Origin of the sequence: Kribbella pittospori, assembly GCF_004331465.1 — a bacterium.
GTDB lineage: Bacteria > Actinomycetota > Actinomycetes > Propionibacteriales > Kribbellaceae > Kribbella > Kribbella pittospori.
Window position 1 is genome coordinate 22,895 of record NZ_SJKB01000031.1, and the last position, 20,158, is coordinate 43,052.

Below are 20,158 nucleotides of genomic sequence, written 5' to 3' on the forward strand. Positions count from 1 at the left end.
ACCAATAGGAAAGTTTCCTGTTGATTTTGTCGGAACGTAGCGCAGTCCCCCGCCGGAGTACAGACCTCAGCGCCCGACTCGAGCGACCGCCCAAACCATCAGCGCAGCGAAGGCCGATCCGATCACCGCACAGGCCACCGAGATCCCGGCCAGCGTGATGAACGCACCGAAGGCGACCATCGCGACCGGCATCAGCGCTTCGTCGGACAGCAGCACGATGCTGAAGCTGCGGCCGAGGTACGACGCGTCGACCGACAACTGGAACGCGGCCGACAACTGTGCCGAGGCGATGCCGGCCGTGGCACCGATCATGACCATGGCCAGCAAGATGCCGTACCGCGGCATCACGCCGATCATCACGCACCCGGCGGCCTGGAAGATCAGCGCGATCAGGCCGCTGCGAGCGAGGTTGGCCGGCTTCCAGCGCATCGCGACGATCGCACCGCCGGCGGCTGCGAGCCCCGAACAAGCCTCGAACCAACCGAGCGCGGCCGATCCCCACCCGGACAGATGGACCCGCTGGACCAGACCGACCGCCAGCACCGGGCCCACGCACAGGTTCAGCCCCGAGAACGCGATCACCAGCGTTCGCGCCCGGGCGTCGCGGCGGAGGTAGCCGAAGCCCTCCTTCAGGTCGGCGCGAATCGACGTACCGGTGGACGCCGGTTGCGGCAGTCGCGGCTTCACCAGGAACGCCAGGGCACAGGCGATCACGGCGAACGACACCGCGTCGACGATCATGACCGTGGCCAGCCCGCCGTTCGCGACCAGCAGACCACCGAGCGGGGCGCCGACGAAGATCGCGAGCCGGACCGCCAACTGATTGCCGGCGGCGAGCTTCACCTGGTCGTCCGGCTGCACCATCCGGCGCGGCAGCGTCCCGGCGGCCGGTGTATAGATCGCGTCGACCACGCCGAACACCACCGCGATCGTGAGCAGCAGCGGCAGCGACAGCCCCCACATCGACGCGACCACGGCGCTCGCGATCAGCACGGCGATCCGGCCCAGGTTCGACAGGATCATCACCCGGCGTCCGTCGAGGCGATCGGCGAGGGCACCACCGAACAGCAGCACGAGCGCCCGCGGCACGGCACCGATACCCATCACCAGCCCGGCTCCGGCCGGGGTCGTGATCTGGGCGGCGCTCCAGGCGAGGCCGACGTACCAGGCCATGTCGCCGATCTTCGAGACGGCGGCGGAGAAGATCCACGCGTGGACGCGGATGTCGCGGCGCAGCGGCGGGAACACCGCGGCGGCGGTGCTGGGCTGTGTCTCGCTCATGGCCGGGCCGGCACCGCGTGCGCGAAGAAGAAGACCCGGTGGGCGTCCTCCCCCTCGGACGGTTCGTCGTAGTACTCGCGGACGAGATCCTCGATCCGCTCGCTGAGCTCGTTCAGCCGATCGGGCGTCAATGTGAGCCATCTCTCGGTTGCGTACGCCGCCCGCACCCAGGGCTCCTCGAACTCGTACCTGATGTCGAACCACTGCCGCACTTTGCCGACGTGATGCGCGAGGTTCTGATCCTCGGCCGTGGCCGCGACCAACTCGCCGGCCGGGTCGCCCTGGGCATCCGCGATGGACCACGAGTACGACGACGTGTCGCCGAGCTTCCACCACCGTTCCCGCCGGTTCTTGGCCAGCTCGGGGGCCTCGACGATCACCCCGGCCGCGCTCAGAACCTTCAGGTGATGGCTGATGTTGCCGACCAGTTCACCGGTGGCCGCGGCCAGCCGGGAGGCGGTCGCGGGGCCGTCGAGATGGATCAGGTCGAGCATCCGGCGGCGGAGCGGATGGTGGATCGCGGCGAGCACGGACGGGGTCACCGACCGTCGATTGGCGGGCGTCATGGGCAGCACGATAGCTTCCACAAGAATTCTTGTGCAAGAGTTCTTGTGGAACGAACCCAGAGCCGAAAACAATCTCCAGCAGACTGGTAGACATAGCCGTATCGTGAGACCGGCGCTCAGGATGTGGGATTGTGGGTTGATTTGTCAGCCGCTGGAGCTGACTCTTGTGGACATGCTCGCTGCCCGGTCCACCCACCTCGTAGGTCGCATTCATGTCGACCTCGGGCGGATGCGCAGCGCCATCTGTTGTCCTTCGATGTTCTGACAGCGACCCCGCCGGGCCCGATGACGGCCCCTGATCACCCCCGATCACCGCTGGGTGCGCACCGCGCGGAACGCATCGAACCGACGACGCTTCGATCTCGCCGCCTGCGGACGCACCTGTCACGAGGACTAGGACACGTTCCCGATGACTGGCGTCACCTCTGCTCCCGCTCCCCGCAAACCGGCCCGCCCGCGCAAGGGCAAGGGCGAAGGTCAGTGGGCCCTCGGCTACCGCGAGCCGCTGAACAAGAACGAGGAGAACAAGAAGAACGACGACGGACTCAACGTCCGGGCCCGGATCGAGAACATCTACGCGCACACCGGCTTCGACTCGATCGACCCCGCCGACCTGCGCGGACGCTTCCGCTGGTGGGGGCTGTACACCCAGCGCAAGCCCGGGATCGACGGCGGCAAGACCGCGACGCTGGAGCCGGAGGAGCTGGACGACCGCTACTTCATGATGCGGGTCCGGGTCGAGGGCGGCCAGCTCAGCACCGAGCAGCTCAAGGTGATCGCCGAGGTCTCGACTGACTACGCGCGCGACTCGGCCGACATCACCGACCGGCAGAACATCCAGCTGCACTGGATCCGGATCGAGGACGTGCCGGCGATCTGGCAGAAGCTCGAGTCGGTCGGCCTGTACACGACCGAGGCCTGCGGCGACGTACCGCGCGTTGTCATCGCCAGCCCGGTCGCCGGGATCGCGGCCGACGAGATCATCGACCCGACGCCGGCCATCGACGAGATCGTCGACAAGTACATCGGCTCCTCGGAGTTCTCCAACCTGCCGCGCAAGTTCAAGACCGCGCTGACCGGCCACCCGTCGCACGACGTCGTACCCGAGGTCAACGACATCGCGTTCGTCGGTGTCGTCCACCCCGAGCACGGGCCGGGCTTCGACCTGTGGGTCGGCGGTGGGTTGTCGACGAACCCGATGCTCGCGCAGCGGCTCGGCACCTGGATCCCGAGTGAAGAGGTCGCCGAGGCTTGGTGGGGTGTCACCAGCATCTTCCGCGACTACGGCTATCGCAGGCTACGCAACCGGGCCCGGCTGAAGTTCCTCGTCGCCGACTGGGGTGTCGAGAAGTTCCGCGAGGTGCTCGAGGAGAAGTACCTCAAGCGCAAGCTGATCGACGGACCCGCGCCCGAGATCCCCGCCGTCCAGGGCGACCACGTCGGCGTACACAAGCAGAACGACGGCAAGTACTTCGTCGGCGTCGCGCCGATCGTCGGCCGGGTCTCCGGTACGTCGCTGGCCAAGGTCGCCGACGTGGTCGCGGCGCACGGGTCGAACCGGATCCGAACCACGGCCCAGCAGAAGCTGCTCGTGCTCGACGTCGAGGAGTCGCAGGTCGACTCGCTCGTCGCCGCGCTGGACGCGCTCGGCTTCCAGGCCAACCCTTCGGCCTGGCGGCGGAACACGATGGCCTGCACCGGGATCGAGTTCTGCAAGCTGGCGATCGTCGAGACCAAGGCCCGCGCCGCCCAGCTGATCGACGAGCTGGAGGAGCGGATCCCGGAGCTCGACGTACCGATCACCGTGAACGTCAACGGCTGCCCGAACTCCTGCGCCCGGATCCAGGTCGCCGACATCGGTCTGAAGGGCCAACTGGTCCGCGATGCCGAAGGCAACCAAGTACCGGGGTATCAGGTCCACCTGGGCGGCGGCCTCGGACTGGACGCCGGCTTCGGCCGCAAGCTCCGCGGCCACAAGGTCACCTCGGCGGATCTGGCCGACTACGTCGAGCGGGTCACGCAGAACTACCTGAAGGAGCGCAACGAAGGCGAGCGCTTCGCCCAGTGGGCCACCCGAGCGGACGAGGAGGCACTCCAGTGAAGGAGCGAAGCGAGTTCACCATCAAGCAGAGCAGTGAATCGCTCATCGTCGCCGCAGCGAAGCGAGGACGGCGATGAGCGAGAGAGCTGCACCGCTGTATTGCCCGTACTGCGGAGATGAGGACCTCCGGCCGGCGGAGGACGGGCATGGCGCCTGGGAGTGCCGGCCGTGTGCACGGGTGTTCCAGCTGAAGATGATCGGACTGCGGGTGGCGGTGGAATGAGTACAGATCTGAAGACGCTCGCCGAGGAGGCGAACGAACGACTGGCCGACGCTTCGGCGGTCGAGGTGCTGGCCTGGGCGCGGGAGACCTTCGGTGACGAGCTCGTGGTGACCGCCTCGATGGCCGACGGAGCACTCCCCCACCTGGCGGCCGAGGCGGCTCCCGGTGTCGACGTACTGTTCCTCGACACCGGCTACCACTTCGCCGAGACGATCGGGACCCGGGACGCGGTCGCGGCGACGCTGCCGATCAACCTGATCAACGCGCTCCCGAAGCAGACCGTCGCGGAGCAGGACGCGGAGTACGGCGAGAAGCTGCACGACCGCAATCCCGACCAGTGCTGCGCGCTCCGCAAGGTCGAGCCGCTGAACCGGTACCTGTCCGGCTACAAGGCCTGGGTGACCGGCGTACGGCGGGAAGAGGCGCCGACCCGGGCCAACACCCAGATCGTCGAGTACGACGAGAAGCGCGACATGGTGAAGCTCAACCCGATCGCCCCGTGGACCCAGGAAGACCTGGACAGCTACATCAGCGACAACGGCGTACTGGTCAACCTCCTGCAGTACGACGGCTACCCGTCGATCGGCTGCGAGCCCTGCACCCAGCGAGTCGCGCCCGGCGAGGATCCTCGCAGCGGCCGCTGGGCCGGCCAGGGCAAGATCGAATGCGGGCTCCACACATGACCACTGTATTGAAGGCATATCCCGCCTCACCGCCGCAGTCGATTGACGCCCCGGAGGCCATTGTGACCACCACGAGCGCCACTCAGACGGTCACCGAGCTGGATGCTCTCGAGAGCGAGTCTCTGTTCGTGTTCCGTGAGGTGGCGGCGGAGTTCGAGCGGCCGGTGATCCTGTTCTCCGGTGGCAAGGACTCGATCGTGATGCTGCACCTGGCCCGGAAGGCGTTCGCGCCGGCCGGCGTCCCGTTCGCGCTGCTGCACGTCGACACCGGCCACAACTTCCCCGAGGTACTCGCGTTCCGCGACGCCACGGTCGAGTCGCTCGGGCTGCGGCTCGAGGTGGCCAGCGTCGAGGACTACATCGCCGACGGCAGGCTGCGGGAGCGCTCGGACGGGACCCGGAACCCACTCCAGACGATTCCGTTGCTGGACGCAATCAACGGGCACAAGTTCGATGCGGTCTTCGGCGGCGGCCGGCGGGACGAGGAGCGGGCCCGGGCGAAGGAGCGGATCTTCAGCCTGCGCGACGAGTTCGGCCAGTGGGACCCGCGCAACCAGCGACCCGAGCTGTGGTCGCTCTACAACGGCAAGCACCGCCCGGGTGAGCACGTCCGGGTGTTCCCGCTGTCGAACTGGACCGAGCTGGACGTCTGGAACTACATCGAGCGCGAGCAGATCCCGCTGCCGGAGATCTACTACGCGCACCAGCGGGACGTGTTCGAGCGCGACGGCATGTTGCTTGCCGTCGGCCCCTATTCGCAGCCGCGTGAGGACGAGACCGTCGAGCGCCGCACGGTCCGCTATCGGACCGTCGGCGACATGTCCTGCACCGGCGCCGTCGCGAGTACGGCGTCGTCCGCGGCTGAGGTCGTCGTCGAGGTCGCGGCCAGTGAGCTGACCGAGCGCGGCGCAACCCGCGCCGACGATCGGGTCAGCGAGGCCGCGATGGAAGACCGCAAGCGAGAGGGGTACTTCTGATGACCACGCTCCTCCGCCTGGCCACGGCCGGCTCGGTCGACGACGGCAAGTCCACGCTGGTCGGCCGCCTGCTGCACGACTGCAAGGCGATCCTGGCCGACCAGATCGCCCACGTGCAGACGGTCACAGCGCAGCGACCAGGGGCCCGCGGCGACGGCACTGATTTTGACTTCGCGCTGCTCACTGACGGCCTGCGGGCCGAACGCGAGCAGGGCATCACGATCGACGTCGCCTACCGGTACTTCGCGACCGAGAAGCGCAAGTTCATCCTGGCCGACTGCCCCGGGCATGTTCAGTACACGCGCAACACCGTGACCGGCGCGTCCACCGCGGATGTGGTGATCATCCTGGTCGACGCGCGGCACGGCGTACTCGAGCAGACCCGCCGGCACCTGGCCGTCGCCGGACTGCTCCGGGTGCCGCACGTCGTTCTCGCGGTGAACAAGATCGACCTGGTCGGGTACGACGAGGCCGTGTTCAAGGGGATCGCGAAGGACGTCGCGCAGCTCGCCGACCAGCTCGGGATCGCCGACGTCCAGGCCATCCCGGTGTCCGCGCTGGTCGGGGACAACGTGGTCGACCACTCGACCGAGACCAGCTGGTACGACGGTCCGACGCTGCTGGAGTACCTCGAGAACGCGAACGGCCGGATCGACTCCTCCGACCAGCCGCTGCGATTCCCGGTGCAGTACGTGATCCGGCCGCAGACCGACGACGAGTACCGCGACTACCGCGGCTACACCGGCACCGTTGCCTCCGGCACCGTTGCGGTCGGCGACCCGGTGATCGTGCTGCCGGCCGGTCGCCGTACGTCGATCGCCGGCATCGACCGGCCCGTGGTCACGGCCACCAGCACCGCGGTGGCCGAGCGGCCGTCCGCGGTCGCCGGTGAGGCCGTCACCGTGCGGCTGGCCGACGACATCGACGTCGCCCGCGGCTCGGTGATCGTGGCCGCGGAGGCCTCCCCCGGCACCCGCCGGGAGGTGGCCGCGACGGTGTGCTGGCTGTCCGACCGCCCGCTCGCTGCGGGCGCCCGGGTGCTGATCAAGCACACCACCACGACCGCCCAGGCGATCGTCACCAAGATCAACGGGGCGCTGGACCTCGACTCGCTCGGCGTCATCGATGCCACCGAGCTGGGCCTCAACGACATCGGCAAGGTGCAGCTCAAGGTCGCCGCACCGCTGGCCGCCGATCCGTACTCCAGCAACGCCATCACCGGATCGTTCCTGCTGATCGACGCCCACGACGGGTGGACGCTCGCGGCCGGCATGATCGACGACGAAGAAGGGGAACTGCTGTGACTGCTCCAGCGCTCGTGATCCTCGCCCACGGCAGCCGCGATCCGCGTTCGGCCGCCACCGTCCACGGCCTCGTGAAGTGCCTGCGTGACCTGCGCGACGACCTGCGGATCGAAGCCTCCTTCCTCGACCACTGCCCGCCCACGCCGTACCAGGTGATCGGCAAGCTCGCCGCCGAGGGTGTCGAAGAGGTCGTCGTCCTGCCGCTGCTGCTGTCGTCGGCGTACCACGCCCGGGTGGACGTGCCGGCCGTCGTCGACGAGGCGCGCAGCCGGTTCCCCGACCTGCGCATCATCGCTTCCGACGTGCTCGGGTACGACGAGTCGCTGCTCGACGTACTGGATCGGCGGATGCGCGCCGAGCTCAAGGACGGCCGGGTGCGAGAGCTGGACGCGCTCGTGCTGGCCTGCGCCGGATCGAGCGACTCGCAGGCGAACGCGAGTGTCACCCGCCTGGCGCGGCTCTGGGGTCAGCGGCACAAGCTGCCGGTCACCGCAGCCTTCACCGCTGCCGCCACGCCGTCGCCGGCCGAGGCCGTGCTGCAGTGGCGGCTCGAGGGTCGTCGGCACGTGGCTGTCGGTTCGCTGTTCCTCGCGCCCGGCGTCCTGCCGGATCAGGCCGAGTCGACTGCTCGCCGTGCCGGTGCTGTCGCGGTCTCGCGGCCGCTGGGTGTGAGTGCTGAGGTCGCCCGGCTCGTGCTGCTGCGCTACGGCGTGGCGGGTCTGGACCTGCTGACCCTGGCCCCGGTCGCGCGCCCAACAGTGATCAGCCGCCCGGAGCTCGTCCGCACCGCCTGATCAACTGCAGCGCCTGATCAACCGCAGCGCTCTGGATCTCAGCCGAAGCGCAGCGGATCGATGAAGGAGACGTCGGCGTACGGCGTCTCCTTCGTCGTGAGTTGGGCGAGCACTTCGCCGAGTCCCGCGCAGTGCTTGAACCCGTGCCCGCTGTCCCCGCCGGCGACGACGACACGCTCGTCGTACCGCCCGATCAGGAACTGGCCGTCCGGCGAATCGGTGACCATGCACGGGATCGCCTTCACCGGCGCGGGATCCAGCCCCGGGAACGCCCGGCCGACCACCGATGCAAGCTCGGCGATGTCGTCGAGAGGATGGATGTAGCGATCGAGCTCGTCCGCGTCGAACCCGTTCTCCCGCTCACGACCGCCATGCAGGCCGACCTTCACACCGAAGTCCTCGTCGGACCCGTGACCCCACAGTCCGCGCCCGTCGGCGAACTCCCAGATGAACGACGGGAACGCCTCGAGCCGGAACGCCTCCGACTCGGGGTCTTGCGGCCGGAACCAGAACAGCGGCGTACGTCGCGGTGACAGCGGCAGCGCCGGCACGAGCTTGCCCAGCCAGGCGCCAGTGCAGACGACGACCTGCTCCGCCCTGAACTCGACCGTCGGCGTCCGGACCACCACGCCGTCGGATCCGGGCTCGATCGCCGTCACCATCGTGTGCGGATACACCGTCGCGCCCAGTCGCTGCGCCTCGGCGACCTGCGCGCGGACGGTCGGCTCGGCGTAGCAGATCCCCGCGTCCGGGTCCCAGACCGCGACCTCGTCGGCAGCCAGTCCGCCGTACTGCGGGAAGCGCGAGCGCAGCTCGTCGTGCGAGAGCTCCGTGGCCTGTGCGCCCGACTCGGTTGCGGCTCGGCGCGCGCCACTGACCGGACTGCTGTTGGGACCACCGACGTTAAGCGAGCCGGTCTGGCGGACGTACACCTGCCCGGTCCGCTCCCCCAATTCGGTCCACAGCTCCAGCGACTTCCGCGCGATCGGGGTCAGCGCCGGGTGCTCCAGGCACGCGACCCGGAACAACCGTGTGGTCCCGTGCGACGAGCCGAACGCGTGCCCGATCGCCTGCCGCTCGATCCCCACGACGTTCACTCCACGCGCGGCCAGCCGCCACAGCGCCGCCGACCCGAACGCACCCAACCCGACAACGACGACGTCCGCCCGCAAACTCTCCATGCTCGACCGTTACCGGCTCTGCACCAGTTGAATCGGATTTCCGTCCGGATCCGCGATCCACGCGATCCGCAGGCTGGCGAGCCAGTCGTGTGGCGCGGACAGCGACGCGCAGCCGGCCGCGGTCAGGCGGGCGAACTCGCCATCGGTGTCCTCGCACCAGAGCACGAGCTCGGCGGCCCGGCCGGTCAGATCTGGTGAGAGGCCGTGGTCCTTGCGTGCGGAGGCGACGTCGGCGATCCCGAGGTTGAAGCCCTCGAGGACCAGCTCGACATGGATCGGATCGCCCTCGGGCGGGTGCTGGAAGCGTTGCGCGAAGCCGAGGCCGAGGTAGAAGTCGCGCAGCACCGGGAGCTGCTCGGAGTAGAACGTGATCTGGGGTGCCCTGAACATGCCGCCGATCCTTTCACGAGATCTTGCGGGCCGAAGATAGCGTGATATCTTGATAGCTATGACGAAGGATGCGACGAAGAACATCCTGTTGCGGCTGGATCCGGAGTTGGCGGAGCGGCTGCAGACGGTGGCCTCGGTTGAGGGCCGGTCGGTGTCCGACGTGGCGCGCGAAGCGATCGCCGCGCTGGTCGACCAGCGGCGCGAGGACAGCCGCTTCAGCCAGTTGCTGGAGGAGAACCTCGCGCGGCACGAGCAGTCGCTACGCCGGCTCCGCGGAGACGACTGATGCGCTACCTCGGCGTGTACGACGTCCTGGCGGTGGCCGCCCGGGTGCTCCGGTGCGACTCCGAGGACGCCGTACGCCGGACCGACCTGGACGCGGTCGAACGCGCGCTGTCCGACGTACGCCGTACCAGTGGGCTGGCCGAGGCGGCCGGTGTCCTGCTGTCTGGGCTGATCCGGGCGCGTGCGTTCAGCGGAGCGAACCGGACGGTCACTGTCGCGGTGGTGCTGCAGTTCGTCACGCTCAACCAGGCCGATCTGCGGCTGGAGCCGGTGGACGAACTTGACGACCTACTGGACCGGATCGCGGCCGACGAGACCAACCGGCACGAGGTCGCCGGCTTCATCCAGGACCGGCTCGAGCACCTCGGGATGACCGCCGCCGAACTGCACGAGCATCTCCGGCTCGATCTGCTGCTGGAGGACGAGATCCCGGCACTACACACCGACTGGCAAGGGATGGGAGAACACATGTTCGAGCACTTCGACGCCGAGGCACGGCGGGCCGTGGTGGAGGCGCAGGAGGAGGCGCGGAGATTCGACCACACCTTCATCGGGACGGAGCACCTCCTCCTCGGACTGATCGAGGCGAGTCAGGGTGGGGTGGCGAAGATCCTGTCGGACAAGGGCATCGCGGCCCCGGCCGTGCGCGACCTGGTGCTGGAGATCATCGGGCGCGGCGAGCACAAGGCCGCGGGCGGACACATCCCGTTCACCCCCCGGGCCAAGCACGCGCTCGAGCAGGCGTACAAGGAGTCGCGCCGGCTGGGAGCCGAGCAGCTCGGTCCGGAGCACCTGCTGCTCGCCCTGATCCGCGACGGCGAAGGCGTCGCCGCGCAAGTCCTGACGAGGCTCGGCGGCACGCTCGACGAGCTCCGCGAGCGGATCGAGCAGTGGATCGACCGCCGCCACCGGACCGAGGCGGTGGTCACCGACATGCTCACCGACGACACGGCATCGAACTGGGCCTCCTTCGGCCGACGGCATCACCTGATCGCCGAGCTCAACGCCGTACTGGACGAGAACGAGCGCCTGCACGAGCAGGTCGCGCGGCTACGCGACCTGCTCCGCAAACACGACATCGATCCCGACAGCTGAGGCGGCCGACAGGGTTCAGGTCGCGGCGAGGCGCTTCTTCTCGACCGCCACGTCGTAGTCGGCCTGCGGCCACTGCGGGTCGAGCGACTTCAACGTCTCCAGGAGGATCGTGGTGACGGCCCAGTTGCGGTACCACTTGCGGTCGCTGGGGATCACGTACCACGGCGCCTCGGCGCTGTTACAGCGCTCCAGTGCCGCGTGGTAGGCCTCCATGTAGTCGGGCCACAGCTTGCGCTCGTCGACGTCGCCCGGGTTGTACTTCCAGTGCTTGGTCGGGTCGTCCAGCCGCGCCTGCAGCCGTTCCCTCTGCTCGTCGGCGGAGATGTGCAGGTAGCACTTCAGCAGCGTCACGCCGTTCGCGTCCAGCTCGGCCTCGAAGTCGTTGATCTGCTCGTAGCGCCGGTTCCACACGTTCGGGGTGACCAGGTTGCGGACCCTGGCGATCAGCACGTCCTCGTAGTGCGACCGGTCGAAGATGCCGATCAGACCGGGGTCCGGCAGCGCCTGCTTGATCCGCCACAGGAAGCCGCGCCGCTTCTCGGCCGGCGTCGGCGCCTTGAACGAGGTGATCTTCAGGCCCTGCGGATCCATCAGGCCCGCACCGTGCCGGATCACGCCGCCCTTGCCGGACGTGTCCATCCCCTGCAGCACCAGCAGAATGCTGCGCTGCCCGTCCTTGCGCCCCTCGGCGAACAGCTTCTCCTGCCAGTCCGAGATTTCGGCTCCGAGGGCCTCCAGCGCGAGCTTGCCGTCCTTCTTGGAGCCGTCGAACCCGGTTGTCGCGCGCGTGTCGTACTTCGACAGGTCGACCGGACCCGACGGTACCCGCAGTTGCGCGGCCAGTCCCCCAGCTTCCGCCTTCTCAGCGTTCTGGCTCTTCTTCTCCTTCGCCATCAGCCCATCCTGCCTCATCCACCCCCGACTTCAGCCGCTTTTGGTACGACGCCACAGCACAACCTCAATGACCACAATCGCGACGAGGCACACGGGGATGGCGACCAGCCCCCAGACCATGCCGCCGAGCGGGGCGAGGCAGTCCCCGTCGCTGCTCTTGCACGCGGTCGCGTCGTAGTAGGTCAGGCCGGCCAGGAAGGCGACGAACACCAGCGCGACCGACCCGCACAGGTACGCCGCTACGCGGACAAGCCATCGGCCACCGCCCAGAGCCGCACCGGCCGTCGTCATCAGCACAACCGCAACCAGGGCGAGAACGACCTCCAGTTCTGCGAGCTCTCCCTCGTCCGATGTCCAGATGAACCGGAATCCGTCGTTCGCGGCGTGCTGCCAGACCAGGAGAGCCAGCAGAATCGCGAGCGCGATCCCCAGCCAGAGCCGGGCCCGCGGGTCCGCCCAGGCGATGACGACGGCAACGACTGCCAGGATCAGCGCGAGGATGCCGAGCGGGAAGATCCAGCGCTCGCTCCCGAACCCGGAGACGTCGTCGAACTGGACGAACCGCCCGGCGAACAACAGACCGACGGCGGCGAGGAGGCAGGCCAGCGGCGCAATCCGTCGCCGTGCGTGACCGCTCATGTACTCAGGGAATCATGCCCGGGACAGTGCGATCAATCGCGACAGGGCGCGCAGGTACTTCTTCCGGTAGCCGCCCTTGAGCATCTCGGCGGAGAACAGCTGATCGAGCGGTACGCCGCCGGCCAGCAGCGGCAGATCCCGGTCGTACATGCGGTCGGCCAGGACCACGAGCCGCAGCGCGACGTTCTCGTCGGTCAGTGGCCGGATGTCGGTGACCGCGACGGTCTCCACGCCGTCGAGCAGAGCGCCGTACTTGCTCGGGTGCAGCTCGGCCAGGTGGCGGTGCAGGTCGACGAAGTGGTCGCACGACGCACCCGGCCGCTCGGCCGCGATCTTCTCGACCTGCTCATCCGGCCGCGGCTCCGGCGCGACCGGCAGCCCACGATGGCGGTAGTCCGGCCCGTCGATCCGCCGTACGTCGAAGTGGGCGGCGAGAGCCTGGATCTCGCGGAGGAAGTCGATCGCCTGGAACCGGCCCTCGCCCAGCTTGTCCGGCAACGTGTTCGAGGTCGCGGCCAGCTCGACTCCCGCCGCCACCAGCTGACCCAGCAGACGCGAGATCAGCATGGTGTCGCCAGGATCGTCCAGCTCGAACTCATCGATACAGATCAGCCGATACGACGACAGGGCGTCGACGGCAGCGCGCAGACCGAGAGCGCCGACCAAGTTGGTGAGCTCGACGAAGGTGCAGTACATCTTCGGCCCGGCCGCCTCGTGCCACAGCGACGCGAGCAAGTGCGTCTTCCCGACGCCGAAGCCGCCGTCCAGGTAGACGCCCGGCTTGCCCATGGGTGTGGCACCACGTCCGCGCAGACGCGACCAGAAGCTTGGCGCTTGCCGCGGTTGGGCCAACTGCACGGCGCGCTCGGTGAGCACGCTCAGCGCTTCGGCTTGTGAGGGTTCGTCCGGATCCGGCCGGTACGTCGCGAAGCGGACCTCGGCGAAACGCGGCGGCGGCACGCACTCGGACAGCAGCCGATCGGAACTGACCTCCGGCCACCGCTCACTCAGCCGGATCACCATGTCTCAACCTTAGGGGTTATCCGTTCTGCGGATGACCATCCGTTCTCCTGCGGATGGAAAGGGCGGAAACCTGGCTGCGACCTTGACCGCTTTCTTACTTTCAGTTAGGAAGTTGATGTGAGGTTCGTGAGGTGAGCGACTAGGAGTCGGCGATGGGCGAACGGCACGTACGGCGGCGGACAGTACTCAAGGGGGCGGTGGGCGCACTCGGACTGGGGTCCGCGCTCGCGGCCTGCGGTGGCAGTGACAGCGGCGGCGGGACGACCAGCGGCGGCAAGGCGGTCGTGCGGATGTGGTCCTGGTACAACGACCAGGAGAAGCAGTTCCCCAAGCTGATCGAGAAGTTCGAGGCGGCACACAGCAACATCAAGATCGAGAACCGGATCTTCGGCACCCCGGACCAGTACCTGCCCGCCCTGCAGGCGGCAGTGGCCGGCGGCGACGTCCCGGAGATCTTCGCGCCGCACACGCGGGCGCTCACCTACGGGACCGGCGGCGTCTCCGCCGACCTGAAGAAGGATCTCGGTGACGACTTCCTGAAGGACTTCTTCGACTCGGCCAACCAGGAGTACACCCTGGACGGCAAGCAGTACGCGGTCGGCTGGATGGCGCAGACGTTCGGGATCTTCTACAACCCGGACCTGCTCAAGCAGGCCGGTGTCGGCGAGGACGAGATCGAGACCTGGGACGACCTGATCGCCGCGGCGGCCAAGATCCGGGCCATCGGCAAGCATCCGGTCGCGCTCAGCTGCAACCCGACGACGAGTTCGCTGGACTTCTTCCTGCCACTCATCACCCAGGTCGCCGACGACCCGACCTTCTACCTCAAGCTCGACCAATTGAAGGACGGGGCGACGTACGAGGACCCGAAGGTGGTGCAGGCGATCGAGCTGAACAAGAAGATCGTCAAGGCCGGCGTCTTCCAGCCCGGCACCACCGGCACCAGCGGCGAGCAGGCACCGGTGATCTTCTACACCGGGAAGTCCGCGATGCTGTTCAACGGCTCCTGGACGCCACAGGGCCTGACCACGGACGCGCCGCCGGCCTTCGTGAAGAAGTACAAGGTGATGAAGACGCCGGCGATCGCGGCCGGCAAGCGGCACTGGACGGCGAACCAGGCCGGCGCCGGCTGGGCGGTCTCGGAGACCAGCAAGAACAAGGACGCCGCGCTGGAGTTCCTCAAGTTCCTGTACTCCGCGGACGAGTACTCCCCCACCATGAACGAGTCCAACTCGATGCCGGCCACCAAGAGCGCGGCGACCCGGATCGAGTTGCCGATCATGAAGCAGATGACGTCGTGGCTGCTCGACGGCGACGGCTGCCCGCACATCCCGTTCGGTCCGGGTTCTGTCGCGGCCGGCGATCCACTCGCGAAGATCTTCGACGGCTCCGGCGATCCGGCAGCGGTCGCGAAGGAGATGCAGCAGGCCGTGCTGAACGCCAAGGGCGGCTGATCGGATGGCGACGGCAACCTACAAGGCGAGCCGGACCGCGACGGTCGCTTCGCACAAGTTCGGTTCTCCGCTCCGCAGGTCGCAGCGGGTCGCGGGGTACGTGTTCATCGGGCCGACGTTCGTGCTGTTCCTGGGCTTCGTGCTCTGGCCGATCCTCTACACGGCGTACCTGAGCCTCACCTCGTGGGGAGGCTTCGGTGCGCCGCGGTTCGTGAACTTCGACAACTACAGCCGGATGCTGTCGGACCCGGTCGCGCGCCGGGCGATGATCATCACGCTGGTGCTGACCGCCGTCACGACCGTGCTGCTGACCTTCATCGGCCTGGTCACGGCCGTGCTGGTCAACGCGGTCTGGTCGAAGGTCGGGGTGCTGGTCCGGACGATCCTGTTCATCCCCGGCATCGTCTCGTTCGTGGTGTCGGCGGTGTTGTGGCGGCTGATCTACGACCCGAACATCGGCACGCTGAACCGGTTGCTCGGGGCCATCGGCCTGGACAGCCTGCAGCATGCCTGGCTGGCCGATCAGAAGACCGTGCTGCCGGCGATCATCGTGGTCACGGTCTGGGGCGGCATCGGCTTCAACATGCTGATCTACTACGCCGGCCTGCAGAGCATCGACCCGAACCTCTACGAGGCGGCGGCCATGGACGGCGCCAACACCGTCCAGCAGTTCCGCCACATCACCGTCCCGAGCCTGCGGGTCGTCACCGGCCTGATCGTCAGCCTCGGCCTGCTGAACGGCTTCAAGGCGTTCGACGTGATCTTCGTGATGACCGGCGGTGGTCCGAACCATGCCAGTGAGGTGCTCGGCACCTACCTGTACTCGCTCGCGTTCGGGTCCACCTCGGGCTCGATCCCGCAGCTCGGCTACGCCAGCGCCTTCAGCGTCGTGACGATGGTGCTCTGCACGCTGGCCGTCATCGCCCAGCTCTGGCTGACGCGGAGGGCGGACCGATGAGCGCCTCCAACGCGCGAAGGCCGTGGTTGGGCAAGTCGTTCGCCACCTTCGTCCTGCTGCCGTTCTGTGTGCTGATGGCGTTCCCGTTCGTCTGGATGCTGCTCACCTCGCTGCGGGAGCAGAACACGATCTTCAACGGGCCGATCATCCCGCGGTCGTTCACGGGGTCGGCGTACAAAGAGGCCTGGACCTCGATCGAGTTCCCGCTGCACTTCTGGAACAGCGTCTGGATCACCTCGGTCACCGTGATCGGCGTCCTCGTCTTCGCCACGCTGAGCGGCTATGCGTTCGCCAAGCTCGAGTTCCCGTTCCGCAACACGCTGTTCGTGCTGCTGCTGACCACGCTGATGATGCCGTCGACGGCGCTGATCATCCCGCTCTACCTGGAGCTGAAGTCGCTCGGCCTGCTGGATTCGCAGGTCGGCTTGCTGGTGCTGTACATCTCCGGCTCGGCGCCGTTCGCGATGTTCCTGATGCGGGCGTTCTTCCAGACGTTGCCGGACGAGCTGATCGAGGCGGCCCGGGTCGACGGCGGTAGCGAGTTCACCATCTTCCGCCGAGTCATCCTGCCGCTCACCCGGCCCGGGATCGCGACTGTGGTGATCTTCCAGTTCCTGTCCACCTGGAACGAGTTCCTGATCGCCAACACGGTGCTGCGCAACACCGACTCACTCCCCCTGCAGCCGGTGCTGTTCACCCTGATGGGCCAGTACTCCACCAACTGGCCGGCCCTCACCGCCGGCCTCACGCTGTCCGTCGTACCGGTCATCGTCGTGTACGTCCGGATGCAGCGGCAGTTCGTCGCCGGGATGATGCTCGGCGCCGTCAAGAACTAGCAGACAGAAAGAGGCCTTATGCCGATCAAGAACGTCGTGGTCAACTGCACGGACGTACAGCGCTCGGTCGAGTACTACACGAAGTTCCTTGAGCTGCCGGTGGTGGGCGAGCCGACCGCGGAGCGTGCCGTCCTGGACGCCGTGACGGCGACGATCGAACTGCGGGCCGTGGGCAACGGCCGGGATCAGACCACCTGGTCACCGGACGATCTGCAGAAGGGCTTCCGGCACATCGGCTTCAAGGTCGACCGGCTGGACGAGCGGGCCGGCGTACTCAAGGCGGCCGGGGTGGAGTTCAAGCTCGACCCGCTCGACGCCGAGGGCAAGGTCCGGATCTGCTTCTTCTACGATCCGGACGGCACGCTGCTGGAGATGATCCAGGGCGACCTGCAGTACGCCGCAGTCCTCGACGCCGACGGAGTGGCGCGGGAGCGGGCGCTCGGCGTACCGCAGCGGCCGCGGTTCGACCACGTCGCGGTCACCATCGAGGACCGGGACAAGACCAGCGAGTTCTACCGCGACAACTACGGCTTCTCCTTCATCGGCACGATCGAGCAGCCGCACGACAAGCGCGGCTTCCACATCGGCTACCTGAAGGGTGGGGACACGGTCCTCGAGGTCTTCACCTACGACGTCGAGAAGAGCTCCCGAGTACCTCAACTCGACGTCGCCGGGTTCGCGTACGCCGAGCTCGCGGGCGACCCGCCGGACCTCCCCGCGGAGAACGCTCCGGACGGAACCAAGGTGTACGTCGATCGCGACGGGTTCGCGTTCGCCGTAGGCTCCGAGGTATGACAGACAACTGGCTGCGTCCCCTCGGTTCCACCGGCCTGACCGTGTCCGCCGTCTGCGCCGGCGGCAGTGGGCTCGGGGGCATGCCCGAGGTGTTCGGGTACGACGTGACCCGCCAGGAGGCCGTCGACCTCGTACTCCGAGTCTTCGACGGCCCGCTCACCTGGATCGACACCTCGAACGGGTACAGCGACGGCGAGAGCGAGCTGCGCATCGGTCAGGCCATCAAGGAGTACGGCGGCCTGCCCGAAGGCTTCCTGGTCGCGACCAAGGTCGATGCCCGGGGCAAGGACTACTCCGGCGCGCGGGTCCGGGCGAGTGTTGCCGAGAGCAAGGAGCGGCTCGGCCTCGACGAGCTCCCGCTGGTGCACCTGCACGACCCGGAGTTCCACGACTTCGACTCGATGCGCGACGCCGTCGACACGTTGATGCAGCTCAAGGCGGACGGCGAGATCGGGCACGTCGGGCTGGCCGGCGGCAACACCGCCGAGCTCGGGCGCTACCTCGACCTCGGCGGATTCGAGGTGCTGCTCGTGCACAACCGCTGGAGCCTGGTCGACCACTCGGCCGGCGCCCTGTTCCGACGGGCACTCGCCGAGGGCATCGCGGTGATCAACGCGGCCATCTACGGCGGTGGCATCCTCGCCAACCCCGCGGGCGCCACGAAGTACGGGTACCGCGACGCACCGGCCGCCGTACTCGAGGCTGTCGCGGCGATGGACAAGGCGTGCCGGGAGTACGGCACCGACCTCGCCACCGCGGCGCTGCGGCACTCGGTGGACAACCCGGACATCTCCGGGACCGTGGTCGGCATCACCAAGCCGGCCCGCGTCGACGCGCTGGTCGCCGCGCTCGAAACCGACCTGCCCGACGAGCTACTTAACCGGTTAGGTACCCTGCTGCCCAACCCGCAGTACTGGCTCGAAGGCCCAAAGGAGACAACGTGACCAACGGCTTCCCACCCGGCTTCGCCTGGGGCGCGGCGACAGCGTCGTACCAGGTCGAGGGCGCGGTCGCCACCAACGGACGCGGCCCGAGCATCTGGGACACCTTCGCGCACACGCCCGGCCGCATCGCCGACGGCACGAACGGCGACGTCGCCGACGACCACTACCGCCTGTTCGCCGAGGACATCCGACTGCTCGCCGGCCTCGGTCTGACCTCGTACCGGTTCTCGATCTCCTGGTCGCGGATCATCCCGGCCGGCTCGGGCCTGACCAATCCCGCCGGCCTGGCGTTCTACCGCCGGCTTGCTGAGGCCTGCCTGGAGAACGGCGTCACGCCGTACGCGACGCTGTATCACTGGGACCTGCCGCAGCCGCTCGAGGACGCGGGCGGCTGGCTCGTGCGGGACACGGCCGAGCGCTTCCGCGACTACGCGGCGATCACGCACGCCGGGTTGTCGGACGTGATCAAGCACTGGATGACACTGAACGAGCCGTGGTGTTCGGCCTTCCTCGGCTACGGGAACGGCGAGCACGCGCCGGGCCGCACCGAGGGCACCGACGCGCTCAAGGCAGTGCACCACCTGCTACTCGGACATGGGCTCGCGCTCGACGCGATCCGGTCGGACGAGGGCACGTACGGCATCGCGCTCAACCCGGCGCCGATCCACGCGGCCTCGGACTCGGCGGCGGACCTGGACGCGGCGCGGCGGATCGACGGGCTGCGGAACCGGATGTTCCTGGATCCGTTGCTGGCCGCGAAGTACCCGGCCGACGTACTCGAGGACACCGGGCTGACCGACTGGTTCGCCGAGCAGGAGGCCGACCTCCGGCTGATCGGTGCGCCGCTGGACTTCATCGGCGTGAACTACTACTGCCCGACCACCGTGGCCGCGCCCGAGGGCCCGATCTCCTCTCCCGGTCAGCCGAGCACGCAGCCGGGCAGCGAGAACGTCGTTGCCGTTGACACCGGTCTGCCGCGCACGCAGATGGGCTGGCCGATCCAGGCGACCGGGCTGCGCGACATCCTGGTCACGATCAACAAGCTCGCGCCCGAGCTCCCGTTGTACGTGACCGAGAACGGAGCGGCGTACCTCGATGAGGTGACCGCGGACGGGACCGTCGAGGACGACGAGCGGCAGGAGTACCTCGAGCAGCACATCGCGGTCTGCCGGGACCTGGTCTCGGAGGGCTTCCCGCTCAAGGGGTACTTCGCCTGGTCGCTGATGGACAACTTCGAGTGGGCCTGGGGCTACAGCCGCCGCTTCGGCATCGTGTACGTCGACTACGCGACCCAGCAGCGGATCGTGAAGAAGAGCGGCCGCTGGCTGAAGGAGTTCCTCGCCAGCTAGCCGACCGGCGCCCGTCCCGCTCCTCCCCCGCCCGACCACAGCCACCTCGCAGCCCCCCGCTCCGTCGCGGCGCAAGAGGCGTCCACTGGACGACCGGTGGGCGGGGCTCCGACTTTGTGCACGGTTCGACCGCATCCGCGGCTCGGTGGTGGTTGGCTGGTGCACAAGGTCGGGGGTTGTCTCGACCTTGGGCACGGGTCGACCGGGTCGGCGGGGTGTTGGTGGTTGGCTGGTGCACAAGGTCGGGGGTTGTCTCGACCTTGTGCACGGGTCGACCGGGTCGGCGGGGGCGGTTTCAACCAGTTGTTGCACGCAGCGCCTCGTCGAGGGCTTGGGCTGGAGTCTTCCATCCCAGGGTCTGTCGTGGGCGGGTGTTCAGCCGGTGG

Annotated in this window: 21 protein-coding genes; 14 read left to right on the forward strand and 7 right to left on the reverse strand. The window is 68.1% G+C overall.

All coding sequences use genetic code 11. The annotated features are described in order from the left end of the window. Positions 1-66: 66 nt before the first annotated feature. Both E0H73_RS43555 and E0H73_RS43560 read right to left on the reverse strand, forming a co-directional pair. Positions 67-1,281 (reverse strand): MFS transporter, encoded by a 1,215-nt coding sequence (locus tag E0H73_RS43555; RefSeq protein WP_131366860.1) that lies wholly within the window; start codon positions 1,279-1,281, stop codon positions 67-69. Further along, positions 1,278-1,847 (reverse strand): ArsR/SmtB family transcription factor, encoded by a 570-nt coding sequence (locus E0H73_RS43560; protein WP_131366862.1) that lies wholly within the window; start codon positions 1,845-1,847, stop codon positions 1,278-1,280. The genes E0H73_RS43555 and E0H73_RS43560 overlap by 4 nt, the downstream gene beginning before the upstream one ends. Before the next feature lie 409 nt (positions 1,848-2,256). Here E0H73_RS43560 and E0H73_RS43565 point away from each other — a divergent pair, with 409 nt between their 5' ends. From E0H73_RS43565 to E0H73_RS43585, 6 genes are all read left to right on the forward strand, one after another. Next, on the forward strand, positions 2,257-3,948 hold the full coding sequence (locus tag E0H73_RS43565) for a nitrite/sulfite reductase (RefSeq protein WP_131366864.1): 1,692 nt from the start codon (positions 2,257-2,259) through the stop codon (positions 3,946-3,948). Between the two features lie 73 nt (positions 3,949-4,021). Then, entirely contained in the window at positions 4,022-4,171 is a 150-nt protein-coding gene (locus tag E0H73_RS46355; RefSeq protein ID WP_165553756.1) for a hypothetical protein, read from the forward strand. Continuing rightward, positions 4,168-4,854 (forward strand): phosphoadenylyl-sulfate reductase, encoded by a 687-nt coding sequence (locus E0H73_RS43570; protein WP_131366866.1) that lies wholly within the window; start codon positions 4,168-4,170, stop codon positions 4,852-4,854. Before E0H73_RS46355 ends, E0H73_RS43570 begins: the two co-directional genes overlap by 4 nt. A 62-nt stretch (positions 4,855-4,916) precedes the next feature. Further along, entirely contained in the window at positions 4,917-5,831 is a 915-nt protein-coding gene (gene cysD / locus E0H73_RS43575) for a sulfate adenylyltransferase subunit CysD (RefSeq protein ID WP_238164660.1), read from the forward strand. Beyond that, on the forward strand, positions 5,831-7,135 hold the full coding sequence (locus E0H73_RS43580; protein WP_131366868.1) for a sulfate adenylyltransferase subunit 1: 1,305 nt from the start codon (positions 5,831-5,833) through the stop codon (positions 7,133-7,135). Before cysD ends, E0H73_RS43580 begins: the two co-directional genes overlap by 1 nt. Beyond that, positions 7,132-7,929: a sirohydrochlorin chelatase gene (locus E0H73_RS43585; protein WP_131366870.1), complete on the forward strand. Its 798-nt coding sequence runs from the start codon at positions 7,132-7,134 to the stop codon at positions 7,927-7,929. Before E0H73_RS43580 ends, E0H73_RS43585 begins: the two co-directional genes overlap by 4 nt. A 38-nt stretch (positions 7,930-7,967) precedes the next feature. Here the strand turns inward: E0H73_RS43585 and solA are convergent, their stop codons facing one another. Beyond that, complete coding sequence (gene solA, locus E0H73_RS43590) at positions 7,968-9,110, reverse strand: N-methyl-L-tryptophan oxidase (protein ID WP_131366872.1); 1,143 nt, start codon at positions 9,108-9,110, stop codon at positions 7,968-7,970. Positions 9,111-9,119: 9 nt separating this feature from the next. Further along, positions 9,120-9,500, reverse strand: a complete 381-nt coding sequence (locus tag E0H73_RS43595) for a VOC family protein (RefSeq protein WP_131366874.1) — start codon at positions 9,498-9,500, stop codon at positions 9,120-9,122. Between the two features lie 58 nt (positions 9,501-9,558). Here E0H73_RS43595 and E0H73_RS43600 point away from each other — a divergent pair, with 58 nt between their 5' ends. Continuing rightward, a complete protein-coding gene (locus E0H73_RS43600) occupies positions 9,559-9,786 on the forward strand; it encodes a ribbon-helix-helix protein, CopG family (RefSeq protein ID WP_202867892.1) in 228 nt (75 codons plus the stop codon). Further along, positions 9,786-10,880 (forward strand): Clp protease N-terminal domain-containing protein, encoded by a 1,095-nt coding sequence (locus E0H73_RS43605; RefSeq protein ID WP_131366876.1) that lies wholly within the window; start codon positions 9,786-9,788, stop codon positions 10,878-10,880. Before E0H73_RS43600 ends, E0H73_RS43605 begins: the two co-directional genes overlap by 1 nt. Before the next feature lie 15 nt (positions 10,881-10,895). Here E0H73_RS43605 and E0H73_RS43610 read toward each other — a convergent pair whose 3' ends face one another. The 3 genes from E0H73_RS43610 to zapE are packed head-to-tail and all read right to left on the reverse strand — an operon-like array spanning position 10,896 to position 13,436. Further along, positions 10,896-11,774, reverse strand: coding sequence for a polyphosphate kinase 2 family protein (locus E0H73_RS43610; protein ID WP_131366878.1), 879 nt, complete (start codon positions 11,772-11,774; stop codon positions 10,896-10,898). Positions 11,775-11,804: 30 nt separating this feature from the next. Then, on the reverse strand, positions 11,805-12,413 hold the full coding sequence (locus tag E0H73_RS43615) for a hypothetical protein (RefSeq protein WP_131366880.1): 609 nt from the start codon (positions 12,411-12,413) through the stop codon (positions 11,805-11,807). A 12-nt stretch (positions 12,414-12,425) separates the two neighbouring features. Next, positions 12,426-13,436 (reverse strand): cell division protein ZapE, encoded by a 1,011-nt coding sequence (gene zapE / locus E0H73_RS43620; RefSeq protein WP_131366882.1) that lies wholly within the window; start codon positions 13,434-13,436, stop codon positions 12,426-12,428. Positions 13,437-13,588: 152 nt separating this feature from the next. Between zapE and E0H73_RS43625 the strand changes: the two genes are divergently transcribed. The 6 genes from E0H73_RS43625 to E0H73_RS43650 are packed head-to-tail and all read left to right on the forward strand — an operon-like array spanning position 13,589 to position 19,772. After that, on the forward strand, positions 13,589-14,890 hold the full coding sequence (locus tag E0H73_RS43625) for an ABC transporter substrate-binding protein (protein ID WP_131366884.1): 1,302 nt from the start codon (positions 13,589-13,591) through the stop codon (positions 14,888-14,890). Between the two features lie 4 nt (positions 14,891-14,894). Beyond that, complete coding sequence (locus tag E0H73_RS43630; RefSeq protein ID WP_131366886.1) at positions 14,895-15,848, forward strand: carbohydrate ABC transporter permease; 954 nt, start codon at positions 14,895-14,897, stop codon at positions 15,846-15,848. Further along, a complete protein-coding gene (locus tag E0H73_RS43635; RefSeq protein ID WP_131366888.1) occupies positions 15,845-16,684 on the forward strand; it encodes a carbohydrate ABC transporter permease in 840 nt (279 codons plus the stop codon). Before E0H73_RS43630 ends, E0H73_RS43635 begins: the two co-directional genes overlap by 4 nt. An 18-nt stretch (positions 16,685-16,702) precedes the next feature. Then, a complete protein-coding gene (locus E0H73_RS43640) occupies positions 16,703-17,479 on the forward strand; it encodes a VOC family protein (RefSeq protein WP_131366890.1) in 777 nt (258 codons plus the stop codon). Beyond that, the gene (locus E0H73_RS43645) at positions 17,476-18,423 is read left to right on the forward strand and encodes an aldo/keto reductase (RefSeq protein WP_131366891.1); all 948 of its coding nucleotides are present in this window, start codon (positions 17,476-17,478) and stop codon (positions 18,421-18,423) included. Before E0H73_RS43640 ends, E0H73_RS43645 begins: the two co-directional genes overlap by 4 nt. Further along, positions 18,420-19,772 carry a GH1 family beta-glucosidase gene (locus tag E0H73_RS43650; protein WP_131366893.1) on the forward strand — a complete coding sequence of 451 codons (1,353 nt, stop codon included), beginning with the start codon at positions 18,420-18,422 and terminating at the stop codon, positions 19,770-19,772. The genes E0H73_RS43645 and E0H73_RS43650 overlap by 4 nt, the downstream gene beginning before the upstream one ends. Positions 19,773-20,158: the final 386 nt, after the last annotated feature.

Bases quoted from the DNA above. Each gene is read 5' to 3' on its own strand.
- E0H73_RS43555 (WP_131366860.1), bottom strand. From the start codon at position 1,281: ATGAGCGAGACACAGCCCAGCACCGCCGCCGCGGTGTTCCCGCCGCTG.
- E0H73_RS43560 (WP_131366862.1), bottom strand. From the start codon at position 1,847: ATGACGCCCGCCAATCGACGGTCGGTGACCCCGTCCGTGCTCGCCGCG.
- E0H73_RS43565 (WP_131366864.1), top strand. From the start codon at position 2,257: ATGACTGGCGTCACCTCTGCTCCCGCTCCCCGCAAACCGGCCCGCCCG.
- E0H73_RS46355 (WP_165553756.1), top strand. From the start codon at position 4,022: ATGAGCGAGAGAGCTGCACCGCTGTATTGCCCGTACTGCGGAGATGAG.
- E0H73_RS43570 (WP_131366866.1), top strand. From the start codon at position 4,168: ATGAGTACAGATCTGAAGACGCTCGCCGAGGAGGCGAACGAACGACTG.
- E0H73_RS43580 (WP_131366868.1), top strand. From the start codon at position 5,831: ATGACCACGCTCCTCCGCCTGGCCACGGCCGGCTCGGTCGACGACGGC.
- solA (WP_131366872.1), bottom strand. From the start codon at position 9,110: ATGGAGAGTTTGCGGGCGGACGTCGTCGTTGTCGGGTTGGGTGCGTTC.
- E0H73_RS43595 (WP_131366874.1), bottom strand. From the start codon at position 9,500: ATGTTCAGGGCACCCCAGATCACGTTCTACTCCGAGCAGCTCCCGGTG.
- E0H73_RS43600 (WP_202867892.1), top strand. From the start codon at position 9,559: ATGACGAAGGATGCGACGAAGAACATCCTGTTGCGGCTGGATCCGGAG.
- E0H73_RS43605 (WP_131366876.1), top strand. From the start codon at position 9,786: ATGCGCTACCTCGGCGTGTACGACGTCCTGGCGGTGGCCGCCCGGGTG.
- E0H73_RS43610 (WP_131366878.1), bottom strand. From the start codon at position 11,774: ATGGCGAAGGAGAAGAAGAGCCAGAACGCTGAGAAGGCGGAAGCTGGG.
- E0H73_RS43615 (WP_131366880.1), bottom strand. From the start codon at position 12,413: ATGAGCGGTCACGCACGGCGACGGATTGCGCCGCTGGCCTGCCTCCTC.
- zapE (WP_131366882.1), bottom strand. From the start codon at position 13,436: ATGGTGATCCGGCTGAGTGAGCGGTGGCCGGAGGTCAGTTCCGATCGG.
- E0H73_RS43625 (WP_131366884.1), top strand. From the start codon at position 13,589: ATGGGCGAACGGCACGTACGGCGGCGGACAGTACTCAAGGGGGCGGTG.
- E0H73_RS43630 (WP_131366886.1), top strand. From the start codon at position 14,895: ATGGCGACGGCAACCTACAAGGCGAGCCGGACCGCGACGGTCGCTTCG.
- E0H73_RS43635 (WP_131366888.1), top strand. From the start codon at position 15,845: ATGAGCGCCTCCAACGCGCGAAGGCCGTGGTTGGGCAAGTCGTTCGCC.
- E0H73_RS43640 (WP_131366890.1), top strand. From the start codon at position 16,703: ATGCCGATCAAGAACGTCGTGGTCAACTGCACGGACGTACAGCGCTCG.
- E0H73_RS43645 (WP_131366891.1), top strand. From the start codon at position 17,476: ATGACAGACAACTGGCTGCGTCCCCTCGGTTCCACCGGCCTGACCGTG.